Here is a 15748-nt window from a genome sequence, read left to right on the forward strand (position 1 = left end):
GTTCATGTTACTTCACTTGGCGAATTTTCTAGCTCAGTACCAAACGGGCTTTCAGGTTTTCAACTATCTCACCTTGCGCGTCATCTTGGCGGCACTTACCTCACTGATGCTCTGTCTTTGGCTGGGGCCGTGGGTAATCCGCCGTCTTGTTGAAGGCCAGATAGGCCAGGCTGTGCGCGATGATGGCCCGCAATCCCATCTTTCAAAAGCGGGCACGCCCACCATGGGTGGCGTGATGATTTTGCTGGCGATGGCTATCAGCACATTCGTATGGGGCGATTTGACCAATCACTATGTGTGGGTGGTGCTAGCCGTAACGCTGGGATTCGGGGCCATTGGCTGGGTTGATGATTATCGTAAAGTGGTCGAGAAAAACCCCCGCGGTCTGCCTGCTCGCTGGAAGTATTTTTGGCAGTCGGTGGTCGGGATAGGTGCAGCGCTAGTGCTTTATTTCACGGCAGCTACGCCGGCCGAAACCAGTCTGCTCGTGCCGCTGTTTAAAGATATCGCGCTGCCGCTGGGCGTGTTTTATATCGTGCTGACCTACTTTGTGATTGTAGGTAGTTCTAACGCGGTGAACCTGACCGATGGTTTGGATGGCCTGGCGATCATGCCCACCGTGCTGGTGGCGATGGGCTTGTCAGTCTTTGCTTATGCCAGCGGTAACGCTGTATTCGCCAACTACCTGCATATCCCGTTTATTAACGGTACCGGGGAGCTTGCGATTTTCTGTGCGACCATCGCCGGAGCGGGGCTCGGCTTTTTGTGGTTCAACACCTATCCCGCCCAGGTATTTATGGGCGATGTAGGCGCGCTTGCGTTAGGTGCGGCGCTTGGCGTGGTCGCGGTAATTGTTCGCCAGGAAATCGTCCTGTTCATTATGGGCGGTATTTTTGTCGTCGAAACCCTATCGGTCATACTGCAGGTGGGATCTTATAAAATGACCGGACGGCGTATTTTCCGCATGGCGCCGCTACATCACCACTTCGAATTGAAAGGCTGGCCGGAGCCGCGTGTCATTGTGCGTTTCTGGATCATTACCGTGGTATTGGTACTACTGGGCCTCGCGACGCTCAAGGTTCGTTAATCGATGCGGTGATAGGGCCGCTGCAGCCTTAAGCGTATAACGCAAAGGAGCCAGATATGGTGCGAGTACCTAACGGAATGAGCGTTGTCGTTGGCCTGGGGCTTTCAGGTCGAGCAATTTGTCGGCATTTGGCACGCACGAATATACCTTTCATGGTGGCGGACACTCGCAGTGAGCCGCCGGGCCTTGCGGCTTTTCATGCGGCTCATCCCGGTGTGGATGTGGTATGCGGTCCGCTAGCCGCGCTGGATTTTACCGATGCCCATGAAGTGGTGCTTAGCCCTGGTGTTGATCCCGCAACGCCCGGGCTGGAGGGCTTGGCTGAACGTATCAACCCGCATACCGGGGACTCGATGGTGGTGGGCGAAACCGCTCTGTTTGTGCGGGCCAATCAAGTGCCGATTGCCGCTATTACCGGCTCTAATGCTAAATCCACAGTGACCACGCTACTCGGTGAAATGGCCAAAGCTGCTGGCTTGCGGGTAGCGGTGGGGGGGAATCTCGGCACTCCCGCGCTCGACCTGTTAGCCGATCAGCCCGATGCCGAGCTGTATATTCTAGAGCTTTCCAGCTTTCAGCTGGAAACCACGCCTGCGTTAGGCGCCAAGGCCGCTGCGTTTTTAAATCTTTGTGAAGATCATCTGGACAGGCATGGCGATATGCAGACCTACCGCCTGGCCAAGCAGCGCATCTTTATCGGTGCACAGCACGTCATTGTTAACCAGGATGACCCTTTGACCTGGCCTTCCCAGGAAGACGTAACGACTATGCGTTTTTCAGTGAATGCGCCCTCAGACAACCACTGGGGTCTCGTTTGGGAGGGGCCTGAGCTTAAGCTTATGCAAGGGCAAACTCAGTGGCTTTCCGCCCGCGAATTGAAAGTGGCCGGCCAGCACAACTATGCAAATGCCTTGGCAGCGCTTGCCATGGGCCAGGCGTTAGGGCTTAACGCATCCGCCATGATCGATACCCTTAAAACGTTTACCGGGCTGCCGCACCGTAGTGAAACGGTGGCGCATATTAACGACGTTACCTGGATAAACGACTCTAAAGGCACCAACGTGGGCGCCACATTGGCAGCGATCCAAGGGCTTGGCGCCACGCTTAAGGGCCGCCTGATCTGGCTTGCCGGTGGCGTTGGCAAGGGGGCTGACTTTACACCGCTTGCCGCACCGCTGGCGCGCTGCGCGCGTCAGGCGCTACTGTTTGGCGCGGACAGTGAGCGTATCGCCCAGGCCATAACCTCTCAAGTGCCGGTGCAAAAAGTGCATGATTTAACACAGGCAATGGAAGTAGCTTTCACCATGGCCCAGCCAGGAGACTGCGTGCTCTTATCGCCTGCCTGCGCGAGTTTTGATCAGTTTTCTGGCTATGAAGCCCGCGGTAAGGCTTTTCGTGACTGGGTAGAAAACAAAGCGGCGGAGGTATCCTTATGAGCCGAATACAGCGCTTGCATCGGGCATTAACCACGCGTGATTTCCCTTGCGATATTTGGTTGATAGCTGCCGCCGTGGCACTGGCCGGATTAGGCTGGGTCATGGTCAGTTCGGCCTCGGTAGGCCTTTTGGACAATAGTTTTTACTACTTCCGCCAGCACGGTATTTTCCTGGTGGTGTCAGCACTAGGCTGCCTGTTTATGCTCAGCGTACCGCTTGAGGCCTGGCGGCAAAATGCAGCGCTGATTTTCCTGGTCAGCGTTGGGCTGCTGGTGGTCGTACTGTTGTTCGGTCAGGAAATTAACGGTAGTAAGCGTTGGATTGCTCTGCCTGGGCCGCTGCCGAATCTTCAGGTGTCAGAGCTTGGCAAGATCGGCCTTATTTTTTACATGGCGATGTTTATGTCGCGCTTCACCTATGATTTACGTCTTCGTGCGTTTACGCTCTGGCGGCCTATCGCGGTACTGGCTGTGCCGGCCAGTTTACTTTTTTTAGCACCCGACTTTGGCGGTATGGTGGTGTACTCAGTGTGTGTGATCGGCATGCTGATGATGAGTGGCGCATCGCTTGTTTTGCTTATTGGTAGTGGCGGGGCACTTGCCGCCGGGGCGGTGATGTTGGTGGTATTAGAGCCGTATCGCCTAGCCCGCTGGACCAGCTTTCTAGATCCTTGGGCCGATCAGTTCGCGACCGGATATCAGCTTACCCAGGCATTGATTGCCTTTGGGCGTGGCCATGTGACCGGTACTGGGTTAGGTAATAGCGTTCAAAAGCTGCACTATCTGCCCGAGGCCCATACCGATTTCATCTTTGCGGTTATTGCCGAAGAGCTGGGCATGATTGGGGCTATCGCGGTGATATTGCTGTTTACGTTACTGGTTAGCCGCGCCATGCTGATTGGTCGCAAGGCAGAGCTCGCGGGCCATCTTTTCGGCGCCTATGTGAGTTACGGGATAGGCTTCGTTATTGCCTCGCAGGCATTTATCAATATGGCGGTTAGCTCAGGTTTGTTGCCCACCAAGGGTCTGACGCTACCGCTGGTAAGTTATGGCGGGTCGAGCCTGCTGGTCATCGGTATGATGATTGGCTTATTGCTGCGCGTAGATGCGGAAACCAGGCACCGGCCGCGTCGTACGCCAACCCCTTATAAATCGCGCAGCGAACCGCGGTTATCGTAATACTTTGTTAAGGAGTCGTTTGTGACGACGCACGCACATCGGCGCGTTTTAATCATGGCAGGAGGAACCGGGGGGCATGTCGTGCCCGCGCTTTCTCTGGCTCGTGCGCTCAAAGCACAGAATATCGAGGTTGAATGGCTGGGCAGCCCTCGCGGTATTGAAAACCGGCTGGTGCCTGACGCTGGTATCAAGCTGCACACCATTGCGGTAAGCGGGCTGCGCGGTAATGGCGCGGCTGGATGGCTTAAAGCACCGGTCAATCTTACCCGGGCGGTATGGCAGGCACGCCAGGTTATTAACACGTTTAAACCTCAGCTGGTCGTCGGGCTGGGTGGTTTTGCCAGTGGCCCAGGTGGGCTTGCCGCTTGGCTATCGCGTATACCGCTGGTAGTACATGAACAAAATGCCGTCGCGGGGCTAACCAATCGCGTGTTATCACGCTTAGCCACACGCAGTTACGCAGCCTTTCCTGAAGCATTTGGCGAGCGTGCTGAGGTGATCGGCAACCCCGTGCGCGAAGAAATAGCCGCGCTGGGTGAAACGCCGCGTACTGTGCAAGCGCTGCAGGGTCGCCCGCTGCGCCTGTTGGTGGTGGGCGGTTCTCTGGGCGCGGTAGCTTTAAATGAGCGTTTGCCTCAGGCGGTTGCCAGTTTGCCGACTGAAACGCGTCCTGAAATTCGTCACCAGGCGGGCAAGTCGCGGGATGTGCAAACTGCCGAAGGCTATGCCAAATACGGTGTAGACGCCGAGGTAACACCCTTTATTGATGATATGGCGGCAGCTTATGACTGGGCAGACCTTGTGGTATGTCGGTCAGGCGCGTTAACGGTAGCGGAGCTTGCCGCGGCAGCCAAACCGTCACTTCTGGTGCCTTTTCCGTTTGCGGTGGATGACCATCAGCGGGTTAATGCCGATGTGTTGGTCAAAGCCGGTGCTGCCCTGTGCGTTGTCCAGTCCGCGTTAACCCCTGACCGGTTGGCGCATTACTTGAGCGACTTGTTAGAGCCCGCGACGCTAGCACTGATGGCATCACGCGCGCGCCAAGCAGCCTATTTAGACGCCACTGAGCGATTAGCCGAAGGATGTCTGGCGATATTACCGAAAGGAGAAGCAGTGTGACCGACTCAGTAACTCAGCCCTTACCGCAACGGAGCATGCCCAGCGGCCCAGCGATGCGCCGTATTCAGCACATCCATTTTGTAGGCATTGGCGGTGCCGGTATGTGTGGTATTGCCGAAGTATTGGCAAACCAAGGTTACAAGGTTAGCGGCAGTGATATGAAAGCCTCTTCCGTTGTCGAGCGGTTGCGCCAATGCGGTATCTGCGTTGATATTGGTCACGCTGAAGCCAATGTGGAAGGAGCAGACGTAGTCGTCGTTTCAAGTGCTGTGGATACTACCAATCCTGAAATTCGCTGGGCGCATGAGCATCGCGTGCCCGTGGTGCGGCGCGCTGAAATGCTGGCTGAATTGATGCGCTTTCGTCATGGCATCGCGGTTGCCGGAACGCATGGTAAAACCACTACCACGAGCCTGACAGCGACGCTGTTGGCCGAGGGCGGCCTGGACCCTACCTTCGTTATCGGCGGGCGTTTAACCAGCGCCGGTGCTAACGCCCGTTTGGGAGAAGGTGATTATCTGGTCGCTGAGGCTGATGAGTCGGATGCATCGTTTCTTCATCTTCAGCCGATGATGTCGATTGTGACCAATATCGATGCGGATCACATGGCTACCTACGGCGGCGATTTTGAGCGTCTAAAAAGCACCTTCATCGAGTTTTTACATAATCTGCCCTTTTATGGACTGGCCGTACTGTGTATTGATGACCCGCACGTCCGTGAACTGTGCGAGCAGGTTAAGCGGCAGTTTGTGACCTATGGGTTTGATGCCGATGCGGATTACCGCATTGTGGATTTTGCCCAGCAGGGCGGGGAAGTCACATTTACCGCGCTGCGCCCCGGCAACGCCGAGCCTCTGAATATTTGCCTGGCCATGCCAGGAAGGCATAACGCTTTAAACGCGATGGCAGCGATTGTGGTCGCGACCGATGCTGGCGTGAGCGATGCGGCTATCTTACGTGGCTTGGCAAGCTTTGCCGGGGTAGGGCGACGTTTTCAGGTTCACGGCCATTTTCCGGCGCCCAAAGCCCCCGGCAAGATTATGCTGGTAGACGATTACGGCCATCATCCCCGTGAAGTGGATATGGTTATCAAGGCGGTTCGCGCAGGCTGGCCGGAGCGTCGTTTGGTCATGCTTTACCAGCCTCATCGCTATAGCCGCACGCGTGACTTGTATGAGGATTTTGTCAAAGTCCTTTCTCAGGTCGATACGCTGGTACTTCTAGATGTTTACAGTGCTGGTGAAGCCGTTATACCCGGCGCTGACGGTCGTGCGCTTGCCGGCTCGATTCGCCAGCGTGGCGAAGTGGATCCGCTGTTTATCGAGCATAAGCAGGAATTACCCGCGTTGCTGGCGAACGTATTACGTCCAAACGATATTTTAATTACTCAAGGGGCGGGCGATGTTGGCGGGATTTCGCTCTCTTTAGCCCAGGCTGAACTGGTATTAAGTGAGGTAGAGCTGTGAGCGCAGATAACGCCCAAGTGGATCGCTCTCGCGTAGTCGTGGTTTATGGCGGTTCCTCTGCTGAACGTGAAGTGTCGCTTAAAAGTGGCGCGGCCGTTCTGGAGGCCCTGAAACGTCAAAAGGTTAACGCAGAGGGCTATGATCTGCGTGATAAGGGGTTGGTCGGGCTAGAGGCGCTGGCACCCTCGGCGGTGTTCATTGCTCTGCACGGTCGGGGCGGTGAGGATGGCACGCTGCAAGGCGCGCTCGAGCTCTTGAACATTCCCTACACCGGTAGCGGCGTACTCGCCTCGGCGCTGGGCATGGACAAGCAGCGTACCAAGCAGGTGTGGCAGGCCATTGGGTTGCCTACCCCAGAAAGCATCATGCTCAATAAGGGCTCTGATTGGGATGGTGTCGTGGCAACGCTTGGCTTGCCGATGATGGTAAAGCCGGTGCATGAAGGTTCCACGCTGGGTATCAGTATCGTCAAAACGCGCGAGGCGCTGGAAGCCGCCTACCGCGAAGCCGCTCAGTTTGATGCCCGCGTCATGGCCGAGCGCTTTGTGGTAGGTGATGAATATACCGTGGCACTGCTGAATGAGCAGGTGCTGCCCGCCATTCGTGTAGAAGTGCCCGGTGGCTTTTACGATTTTGAGGCCAAGTACGTTTCCAATACCACTCAGTACCACTTGCCCTGCGGGCTTTCAGGCGAGGATGAAGCCGAGCTTGCCGGGCTGTGCCGTGAAGCCTTTGCTGCAATCGGCTGTGAGGGCTGGGGGCGGGTAGACGTCATGCGCGATGCAAAGGGGCAGTTCTGGCTGATCGAAGTCAATACGGTGCCGGGAATGACCGATCACAGTCTTGTACCGCAGGCCGCTGCGTATGCCGGTATCGAATTTGATGACCTGGTTGTACAGATCCTGCAAACGGCTGGTAAGCAGAGCGCATCATGAAGAGGCCTTATGAAAAGGCGTAATGCTTGGTTTGGCCTCATACTCCTGGCGCTGTTGCTCGGAGCGGGAAGCCGCGCGCTATGGCTATGGCTCGATCGTCCCATCGAGCGTGTATCGATTCGCGGTGAATGGGACTACGTCAGTGCTGATTATTTGCGCACTCAGCTGGCGCCATTGGTCCAGGGGGCTACATGGTTGTCGGCTGATCTGGGCGAACTGCGTAATCGTGCGCTGCAGGTGGGCTGGCTTCAAGAAGTGCGTATTTCCCGTGAATGGCCTAACGCTTTGGTGTTTGAGTTAGTTGAGCAGTCGCCGGTTGCGCGTTGGAACGATGATTTTTTACTTAATCCAGAAGGCGAGCCATTTTCCTTTGCGCCTATTGATGTACCCAAAGGGCTTCCTGATCTGGCTGGGCCTAATGGAAGTAGTGAAGAAGTCTTAAGTTACTATCATCGTTTAATGCCGCACTTTGAAGGTTTATCGCTGTCGCTTGCCCAGTTACGTTTAGAGCCGCGGGGAGCATGGCGGTTACAGTTAGATAACGGCGCCTGGGTAATGTTGGGTAGACGCGATCATGAGGTTCGTTTGGCACGGCTATCGGCTTCCTGGCAGCGAGAACTCTCCAAGTCCGGCGAACATATCCGCTATATCGACCTGCGTTACCCTAATGGCGTTGCGGTTGCCTGGCATGGTGAAAGTGATTTTGAGGAATCGGAGGAGTAATCTTCGTTTTACTTAACGTCTTTTAGCCAGAGTTAGTGATCGCCAACGTGGAAAAACCCATTAATGGGGTTTAAATTACTTGCCAAGCCCATTATTGTGGGCTGTCGCTAGTCGTATTATGGCGATTGTTTCTATACTATGGGCCAGTGAAAGTTTTTTGTGGGTTTATTCTCTCTCATCGGCGTTTAATGATAATTAGTCATCAACGCTTGTTGACTGCTAAGTTGTAATCACTAGGCGATGAGTTGAGTTAAGTGTCCCTTATTTATTTTACTATTTAAAAAGATTATAAGGAGTATTCCCGACTCATGGCAGGCTCACCCAATGCATCTAATATGGTGGTCGGGCTGGACATTGGAACGTCCAAGGTCGTCGCAATCGTCGGGCAACCTACCGATGATGGCGGCATCGAAATTGCGGGTATCGGCTCGCACCCCTCACGGGGCATGAAGCGCGGCGTCGTTATTAATATTGAGTCAACGGTTCAGTCTATTCAGCGAGCCGTGGAAGAAGCCGAGCTCATGGCAGGCTGTGATATTCACTCAGTATATGTCGGCGTTGCCGGTAGCCATATTAGTTCGATGAATTCCGATGGCGTAGTGGCCATCAAAGAGCGCGAAGTTACGCCCTCCGATATTGACCGCGTTATCGATTCAGCTAGAGCCCGGGCAATCTCAGAAGGCCAGCGCGTTTTACACGTGCTGCCCCAAGAATTTTCAATCGATGCTCAGGGCGGTATTCGTGAACCCTTGGGTATGTCGGGTGTCAGGCTGGAGGCGCAGGTCCACCTGGTAACCGCGGCTCTCAATGCTGTACAAAATATTGAGAAGTGCGTTCGCCGTTGTGGTTTGGATGTTGACGCCATCATCCTGGAGCAGCTGGCTTCCAGCATGGCGGTATTAACCGAAGATGAGCGTGAGCTCGGTGTCTGTATGGTGGATATTGGTGGCGGAACGACCGATATGGCCATATTTACCGAAGGCGCCATCCGGCATACTGCGGTTATTCCGATTGCTGGCGATCAGGTAACCAACGACATCGCCATGGCACTGCGTACGCCTACTCAGCACGCTGAAGAAATTAAAGTTAAGTATGCCTGCGCATTAACGCAGCTGGCATCTAGCGATGAAATGATCAAAGTTCCTAGTGTGGGTGACCGTCCGGCGCGTGATTTATCACGTCAGGCGCTCGCTGAAGTAGTGGAACCACGCTATGAAGAGCTATTCACACTGGTAAGAGACGAATTACGCCGTAGTGGCTATGAAGATATGGTTGCCGCTGGTGTGGTACTTACTGGTGGCACCTCACGCATGGAAGGTGTGAGTGAGCTGGCAGAGGAAATATTTCATATGCCGGTTCGTATCGCCTGTCCGCAAAATGTTCGAGGTTTGGCAGATGTCGTGCGTAACCCCATTTATGCGACAGGTGTCGGCTTACTGCATTATGCGTTGCAAGAAGTGCGTCATGGGCGAGGTCTAGAAAGCCACGGGGGAGTGGTTGCTGCCCATAAAGGACGCAACGAGCTTGCCCGGCGTGATATCAAGGAAGGCCATTCGGCGCTGGCCAGAGTTAAAGGCTGGTTCAAAGGAAATTTCTGACAGGGCCGCAAGCGCGGTTCAGGAGACGGGGCTTATGTTCGAATTGGTAGATAACGCACCCTCGAGTAGTGCGGTCATCAAAGTAGTCGGTGTTGGTGGTGGCGGCGGTAATGCCGTCAACCATATGGTTGAAAGTAATATTGAAGGCGTTGAATTCATTTGCGCCAATACCGATGCCCAGGCGCTTAAACGCGTATCCGCGAAAACAGTATTACAGCTCGGTGGTGAAATCACTAAAGGGCTAGGCGCTGGTGCTAACCCAGAAGTGGGACGCCAGGCTGCAATGGAAGACCGGGATCGGATTGCCGAGTTATTACAGGGCGCCGATATGGTCTTTATCACTGCCGGTATGGGCGGTGGTACAGGCACCGGTGGTGCTCCCGTGGTTGCTCAGGTGGCCAAGGAGCTAGGCATTCTGACCGTGGCAGTGGTTACACGGCCTTTCCCGTTTGAAGGCCCCAAGCGTATGCGCGCGGCCGAAGAGGGCATGAAAGAGCTCTCTGAGCATGTCGACTCGCTGATCACCATTCCCAATGAAAAGCTGCTTTCCGTATTGGGTAAAAACGCTACGCTACTCACGGCGTTCAGCGCTGCGAATGACGTACTGCTAGGTGCCGTACAGGGTATTGCTGAGCTGATTACCAGCCCCGGCATTATCAACGTCGACTTTGCTGATGTGCGCACCGTTATGTCTGAAATGGGCATGGCAATGATGGGCACAGGTGGTGCTACTGGTGAAAACCGTGCCCGCGAAGCAGCCGAAAAAGCTATCCGCAGCCCGCTGTTGGAGGATATCGATCTGCATGGCGCACGGGGTATTCTGGTCAATATTACTGCTGGCCCGGATCTTTCGATTGGCGAGTTCAACGACGTGGGCGCCACGGTTCAGGAATTTGCGTCGCAAGAAGCCACCATCGTGGTCGGAACTTCCATCGATATGGAAATGTCCGATGAGCTGCGTGTGACAGTTGTTGCCGCCGGCTTGGATGGTAGCAAGTCTTCTAAAGCATCAGCAGCGCGCGAGCCTGTGCGCCGCTCCGCTACGGACTCTTCTGATTACCGCAAGCTGCAGCAGCCGACAGTAATGCGCCAGCAGGCAACCGCTCGTGCAGAAGCGCCTGAACACGCGCCTAAGCCGCGGCCTGAAAAAAGTCGTTCAGCCGATGCTGATGACTATCTGGACATTCCAGCCTTCTTGCGCCGTCAGGCTGATTGATTGTTTCAATCGGTGTCATACTGCCAGCAAACGAGTGTTTTATTGGTTAAAACGCTCGTTTGCTGTTAAAGTGAACACTGTTTGATAACTTCCCTTTCCTTACGGTACTACCGTCATTAGAGTTCGACCACTGCCCATGATCAGACAACGCACCCTACAAAACGTCATCCGCGCCACTGGAGTGGGTCTGCACTCCGGCAAAAAAGTCCATTTGGCTTTGCGTCCGGCGCCGGCAAACACCGGGATTGTGTTTGTTAGAACCGATCTGGATCCCGTGGTACACGTCCCCGCACGTGCTGAGCTTGTCGAAGATACAAAGCTTTGCACTGCGCTTTCGTTTGAAGGCGTTAAAGTGGCAACGGTCGAGCACCTGATGTCTGCATTTGCAGGCTTGGGTATCGACAATGCGTACGTTGACTTAAGTGCGCCTGAAGTTCCAATTATGGACGGTAGTGCCAGCCCGTTTGTGTTCCTGATTCAATCGGCGGGTATCCTCGAGCAGGATGCCCCGAAGAAATTTATCCGCATCAAGCGTCGCGTTGCGGTTAGCGATGGCGATAAAGAAGCCGTTTTTCTTCCGCATCAGGGATTTAAAGTCTCTTTTGCGATTGATTTTGATCATCCGGTATTTGAGCAGCAGAAACAAACGGCCCTGATTGATTTCTCGACCACGTCTTTTGTGAAAGAAGTTTCCCGGGCGCGTACTTTTGGGTTCATGAAGGATTTGGAGTTTTTACGCTCTAATAACCTGGCTCTTGGCGGCAGTCTTGACAATGCAATCGTTGTCGATGATTACCGTATCGTCAACGAGGGCGGACTGCGCTACGAAGACGAGTTTGTAAAACACAAGGTGCTGGATGCTATTGGTGATCTGTATCAGTTGGGCCACAGCCTGATTGGCGAATTCCATGGTGTTAAGTCCGGTCATGCGCTGAACAATCAGCTGTGTCGTGAACTGATGGCGCAGCCCGATGCTTACGAGATTGTGACGTTTGAAGGCGAGAAAGCCGTCGCGCCTATTTCGTACGCGGCACCCGCAATGGCCTGATGGCTTAAGTATTAGCGCTATTTGAATCTGAATGAACGGTTTAGGTTTGATGTGAAGCACCGCTTTGGCGGTGCTTTTGCATTTCTGAGTCTTGTGTTTCTAGGTCTTGTGTTTCTAGGTTTTGTATTTCTAGGTCTAGGTCTAGGGAATAGCGTTATTTTTCTGGCGCGTGAGATGCCAGCCGCTCAAGCGCTTTGCGAAGCGCGGGGTTCTGCATGTCGCTTGCGCACTCCGTCAGGGTTTGACCTGCGCTGGCTGATAGCTTGCGCGTGTTGCGAAGTGGCGCTTCAACCGGGTGTACGGGGCGAACTTTAAAGGTAAAGCCGCTTACGGCTTCAAAACCGGGTAGCTGATGAAGTAGCGTCAATAAACGCCGCTGCTCAAAGCGTAGCCACGTCAGCCAGCTGGCTTGGCCGCTGATAAGGGTCAGGCGACCTTCACGAAAGCCGCCTACAAAAATATGCTGGCGCATTTCTTCAGGCAGATGCGCGCGTAGGTGGCTCTGGGCCTGGTCAATAAGACGAGATTGGCGCATTAACTGGCCAATATCGCCAGACTTGTTTAGCAGGCGGGCGATGGGCTGGGCCTGAGAACGCTTAACCTTTATACTCATACGCTTGAATCCTAGGATAACCCTCTCAATATTACTAAGTAGCCCTGTAAATTTTTTGACGAGCTACTTATCAGCAGAGCCTAACACGCTCAGGAGCCAACCCACAGCATGTCCTCAACGCTTAATGCCTTTTATGCTTCGCCGCGACGTTACCGTCGTTATGGCCTGGCGCGTTGGTGGCTGGCGGGTCTCCTAGTAAGCTGTCTTTTACCCAGTAGTCTAGTGCCTTCTGATGCTTTTCGCGGTACTGAGCGCAGCGTTAGCGTCTGTCTGTGGGTGCCCGCTATTTTACGTGCCCAGTCTCAATGGATCGCCAGAAGGCGACGCGCCTTAAAGCGTTGGCAGCGGCGCATCAAGCAGGTGAGGGTGCTGCGCCACTGCTTGCCTGCGTACCGCTTTATAAAGCGCCAGGTGGCCGCGCGCGATGTGCTTACCCAGCGTGGCCCGCCTGCTTATTTCACGGTTCACTAAAAACGCACTCTATTTGCCTTATATGGAACAGGGCGAAACCCATTGGGTCGCTCATGATGATGTGGATATTTCATGATTAATAATTTGTTACGTAAAGTAGTTGGTTCTAAGAATGACCGTGAAGTAAAGCGCATGCACAAAAACGTTCACGGTGTGAACGCGCTTGAGGCAGAGTTTGAAAAACTGAGTGATGAAGAGCTTCAGGGCAAAACGTCAGAACTACGCCAGCGGCTGAGCAATGGTGAAGCGCTGGATAACCTGCTACCCGACGCCTTTGCAATCGTACGTGAGGCGAGCAAGCGCGTAATGGGGATGCGTCATTTCGATGTGCAGATGGTCGGGGGCATGACCCTGCATCGCGGGCGTATCGCCGAAATGAAAACCGGTGAAGGTAAAACGCTGGTCGCAACGCTTGCGGTTTATCTGAATGCGCTGCCCGCCAAGGGCGTGCACGTTGTGACGGTGAACGACTATCTGGCGCGTCGTGATGCCGAGTGGATGCGTCCATTGTATGAGTTCCTCGGACTCTCCATCGGCGTTATCTTTTCGGGTCAGACGGGTGAAGAGAAGCGCCATGCCTACCGGTGCGATATCACCTACGGCACCAATAACGAGTTTGGTTTTGACTACCTGCGCGACAACATGGCGTTCTCCTTGGAAGACAAGGTGCAGCGTGGCCTGCATTACGCCATTGTCGATGAGGTCGATTCCATCCTGATTGATGAAGCGCGTACGCCGCTGATCATCTCTGGCGCGGTGGATGAAAATACCAATCTTTATAACGTCGCGAATCAGCTCTCTTTGCAGTTAGAGCAAGGCGAGGTGTCAGAAGACGACGATGTGCCTGCTACCGGCGATTTCGTGCTGGATGAAAAGCAGAAACAGGTTGAGCTGACCGAGCAGGGGCATAACAAGGTAGAAGAGCTGATGCAGGCGGAAGGCCTTCTTAAAGAAGGCGAGTCGCTCTATGCGGCTCAAAACCTTAACCTGCTTCAGCATATGCACTCTGCACTACGCGCGCGCTATCTGTATAACCGCGACGTGGACTACATCGTTTCGGAAGATCAGGTGGTCATCGTTGATGAGCATACCGGCCGGACGATGCCGGGCCGCCGCTGGTCTGAAGGCCTGCATCAGGCCGTTGAGGCCAAAGAAGGCGTAACCGTTCAGCGTGAAAGCCAGACGCTGGCATCCACGACCTTCCAGAACTATTTCCGCCTGTATGAAAAACTTGCAGGTATGACCGGTACCGCCGATACCGAAGCGTTCGAATTTCGCCAGATTTACGGCCTTGACGTTATCGTTATTCCGACCAACCGCCCGTTGGCACGGAAGGATCTCAACGATCTGGTCTACCTGAGCGCTGAAGAAAAATACGAAGCGATTATCAAAGATGTTAAGGCCGAAACCGAAGCAGGGCGCCCGGTGTTGGTAGGTACCGCTTCAATTGAAACGTCAGAATATCTTGCCCGCCTGATGAATGATGCAGGTCTCAAGTTCAGCGTTCTGAATGCCAAGCAGCACCAGAGTGAAGCGGAAATTATTGCTCAGGCGGGTCGCCCTGGCGCTATTACGATTGCCACCAATATGGCTGGTCGGGGTACTGACATCATGTTGGGCGGTAACTGGGAGGCGGAAGCAGCCAAACTACAGAACCCAAGCCAAGCCCAGATTGACGCGTTAAAAGCCGAATGGCAACAGCGCCATGACGGCGTGCTGGCAGCCGGTGGTTTGCACGTTATCGGCTCTGAGCGCCATGAATCCCGGCGTATTGATAACCAGCTGCGTGGCCGTGCTGGTCGTCAGGGCGACCCGGGTTCGACTCGCTTCTTCCTGTCGCTGGAAGACAGCTTGATGCGCCTGTTCGGCTCTGATCGCGTCAAACGCCTGATGCAGGCGCTAGGCCTTGAGCGCGGTGAAGCCATCGAGCACAAGATGGTATCTAATGCGGTTGAGCGGGCGCAGAAAAAAGTTGAAGGCCGTAACTTCGATATCCGTAAGCAGCTGCTTGAATATGATGACGTCGCCAACGATCAGCGCCGGGTTATTTACGAACAGCGCAACGAAGTCCTGGCCTCTGACGATATTTCAGAAGCGATCGTGGGGATCCGTGAAGAAGTGATGGAAGACTCCATCAGCGACTTCGTACCACCGCAAAGCCTGGCTGAACAGTGGGATTTGTCTGGCTTGGAAGCGCATCTCAAGGCGGAATTTAACCTGGATGCTCCGGTGGTTGAGTGGGCGGCTGAAGATGAGCGTTTCAGTGAAGAGAAACTGCGCGAACGTCTCCAGACCATGCACCGGGAAGCCTATGCAGCCAAGGTGGATGCAGCCGGGGCTACTCTGATTCGTCGCTTTGAAAAGCAAGTGATGCTGCAGGTTCTGGATACGCGTTGGAAAGAGCATTTGCAGTCTATGGATCACCTGCGCCGTGGTATTCACCTGCGCGGTTATGCCCAGAAAAATCCCAAGCAAGAGTACAAGCGCGAATCCTTTGAGCTGTTTCAGCACTTGCTGACCAATATCAAAGCGGACGTTACCCGTATCTTGAGCCATGTCCAGGTACGCCAGCCTGAAGAGGTCGATGCGCTGGAGCAAAAACGTCGTGAAGAGCTGGCCCGTGAAAAAGCGGCCGCCGCTACCCGTCACGATGACGCTTCATCGAATGAGAATGCAGCCGGAGCGGAAATGAATGGCGTCGATGACAACGACGCTGACATGGATGCACGCCCTGTACGTCGCGAAGGGCCTAAAGTCGGACGTAACGATCCGTGTATTTGCGGCTCAGGTAAGAAGTACAAGCAGTGCTGTGGAAAATTAAGCTAACGAAGCGGGCTGAATAAAGGTAGAGGAGACGA

13 protein-coding genes are annotated in these 15748 nt (G+C 54.3%); 12 read left to right on the forward strand and 1 reads right to left on the reverse strand.

Going from position 1 to position 15748, the window contains the following annotated elements:
• Nucleotides 1-4: 4 nt before the first annotated feature.
• The 10 genes from mraY (at nt 5) to lpxC (ending at nt 11806) form a co-directional block, all read left to right on the forward strand.
• Nucleotides 5-1087 carry a phospho-N-acetylmuramoyl-pentapeptide-transferase gene (mraY, locus tag D467_RS0101685; protein WP_018915772.1) on the forward strand — a complete coding sequence of 361 codons (1083 nt, stop codon included), beginning with the start codon at nt 5-7 and terminating at the stop codon, nt 1085-1087.
• A gap of 56 nt (nt 1088-1143) precedes the next feature.
• On the forward strand, nt 1144-2523 hold the full coding sequence (gene murD / locus D467_RS0101690) for a UDP-N-acetylmuramoyl-L-alanine--D-glutamate ligase (protein ID WP_018915773.1): 1380 nt from the start codon (nt 1144-1146) through the stop codon (nt 2521-2523).
• On the forward strand, nt 2520-3701 hold the full coding sequence (ftsW, locus tag D467_RS0101695) for a putative lipid II flippase FtsW (protein ID WP_018915774.1): 1182 nt from the start codon (nt 2520-2522) through the stop codon (nt 3699-3701). Before murD ends, ftsW begins: the two co-directional genes overlap by 4 nt.
• A 21-nt stretch (nt 3702-3722) precedes the next feature.
• Nucleotides 3723-4820, forward strand: coding sequence for an undecaprenyldiphospho-muramoylpentapeptide beta-N-acetylglucosaminyltransferase (gene murG, locus D467_RS0101700; protein ID WP_018915775.1), 1098 nt, complete (start codon nt 3723-3725; stop codon nt 4818-4820).
• Nucleotides 4821-4855: 35 nt separating this feature from the next.
• Nucleotides 4856-6286 carry a UDP-N-acetylmuramate--L-alanine ligase gene (gene murC / locus D467_RS0101705; RefSeq protein WP_051081702.1) on the forward strand — a complete coding sequence of 477 codons (1431 nt, stop codon included), beginning with the start codon at nt 4856-4858 and terminating at the stop codon, nt 6284-6286.
• Nucleotides 6283-7221: a D-alanine--D-alanine ligase gene (locus D467_RS0101710; RefSeq protein ID WP_018915777.1), complete on the forward strand. Its 939-nt coding sequence runs from the start codon at nt 6283-6285 to the stop codon at nt 7219-7221. The genes murC and D467_RS0101710 overlap by 4 nt, the downstream gene beginning before the upstream one ends.
• A 9-nt stretch (nt 7222-7230) precedes the next feature.
• Entirely contained in the window at nt 7231-7944 is a 714-nt protein-coding gene (locus tag D467_RS0101715) for a cell division protein FtsQ/DivIB (protein WP_018915778.1), read from the forward strand.
• A 308-nt stretch (nt 7945-8252) separates the two neighbouring features.
• On the forward strand, nt 8253-9542 hold the full coding sequence (ftsA, locus tag D467_RS0101720; RefSeq protein WP_018915779.1) for a cell division protein FtsA: 1290 nt from the start codon (nt 8253-8255) through the stop codon (nt 9540-9542).
• Between the two features lie 34 nt (nt 9543-9576).
• The gene (gene ftsZ / locus D467_RS0101725; RefSeq protein ID WP_018915780.1) at nt 9577-10758 is read left to right on the forward strand and encodes a cell division protein FtsZ; all 1182 of its coding nucleotides are present in this window, start codon (nt 9577-9579) and stop codon (nt 10756-10758) included.
• A 136-nt stretch (nt 10759-10894) separates the two neighbouring features.
• Entirely contained in the window at nt 10895-11806 is a 912-nt protein-coding gene (gene lpxC / locus D467_RS0101730; RefSeq protein ID WP_018915781.1) for a UDP-3-O-acyl-N-acetylglucosamine deacetylase, read from the forward strand.
• Between the two features lie 154 nt (nt 11807-11960).
• On the opposite strand, the gene D467_RS0101735 is transcribed toward lpxC, so the two are convergent.
• On the reverse strand, nt 11961-12419 hold the full coding sequence (locus D467_RS0101735; RefSeq protein ID WP_018915782.1) for a DUF721 domain-containing protein: 459 nt from the start codon (nt 12417-12419) through the stop codon (nt 11961-11963).
• Nucleotides 12420-12527: 108 nt separating this feature from the next.
• Between D467_RS0101735 and D467_RS0101740 the strand changes: the two genes are divergently transcribed.
• Together D467_RS0101740 and secA are read left to right on the forward strand one after the other, a co-directional pair.
• The gene (locus tag D467_RS0101740) at nt 12528-12890 is read left to right on the forward strand and encodes a hypothetical protein (RefSeq protein WP_018915783.1); all 363 of its coding nucleotides are present in this window, start codon (nt 12528-12530) and stop codon (nt 12888-12890) included.
• 72 nt (nt 12891-12962) lie between these two features.
• On the forward strand, nt 12963-15716 hold the full coding sequence (gene secA, locus D467_RS0101745) for a preprotein translocase subunit SecA (RefSeq protein ID WP_018915784.1): 2754 nt from the start codon (nt 12963-12965) through the stop codon (nt 15714-15716).
• Nucleotides 15717-15748 lie beyond the last annotated feature (32 nt).

The organism is Vreelandella zhanjiangensis DSM 21076 (assembly GCF_000377665.1).
In the GTDB taxonomy this organism is placed as follows: domain Bacteria; phylum Pseudomonadota; class Gammaproteobacteria; order Pseudomonadales; family Halomonadaceae; genus Vreelandella; species Vreelandella zhanjiangensis.

Excerpts from the sequence above, each read along its gene's own strand:
- mraY (WP_018915772.1), top strand. The coding sequence starts at position 5 with ATGTTACTTCACTTGGCGAATTTTCTAGCTCAGTACCAAACGGGCTTT.
- murD (WP_018915773.1), top strand. The coding sequence starts at position 1,144 with ATGGTGCGAGTACCTAACGGAATGAGCGTTGTCGTTGGCCTGGGGCTT.
- ftsW (WP_018915774.1), top strand. The coding sequence starts at position 2,520 with ATGAGCCGAATACAGCGCTTGCATCGGGCATTAACCACGCGTGATTTC.
- murC (WP_051081702.1), top strand. The coding sequence starts at position 4,856 with ATGCCCAGCGGCCCAGCGATGCGCCGTATTCAGCACATCCATTTTGTA.
- D467_RS0101715 (WP_018915778.1), top strand. The coding sequence starts at position 7,231 with ATGAAAAGGCGTAATGCTTGGTTTGGCCTCATACTCCTGGCGCTGTTG.
- ftsA (WP_018915779.1), top strand. The coding sequence starts at position 8,253 with ATGGCAGGCTCACCCAATGCATCTAATATGGTGGTCGGGCTGGACATT.
- ftsZ (WP_018915780.1), top strand. The coding sequence starts at position 9,577 with ATGTTCGAATTGGTAGATAACGCACCCTCGAGTAGTGCGGTCATCAAA.
- lpxC (WP_018915781.1), top strand. The coding sequence starts at position 10,895 with ATGATCAGACAACGCACCCTACAAAACGTCATCCGCGCCACTGGAGTG.
- D467_RS0101735 (WP_018915782.1), bottom strand. The coding sequence starts at position 12,419 with ATGAGTATAAAGGTTAAGCGTTCTCAGGCCCAGCCCATCGCCCGCCTG.
- D467_RS0101740 (WP_018915783.1), top strand. The coding sequence starts at position 12,528 with ATGTCCTCAACGCTTAATGCCTTTTATGCTTCGCCGCGACGTTACCGT.
- secA (WP_018915784.1), top strand. The coding sequence starts at position 12,963 with ATGATTAATAATTTGTTACGTAAAGTAGTTGGTTCTAAGAATGACCGT.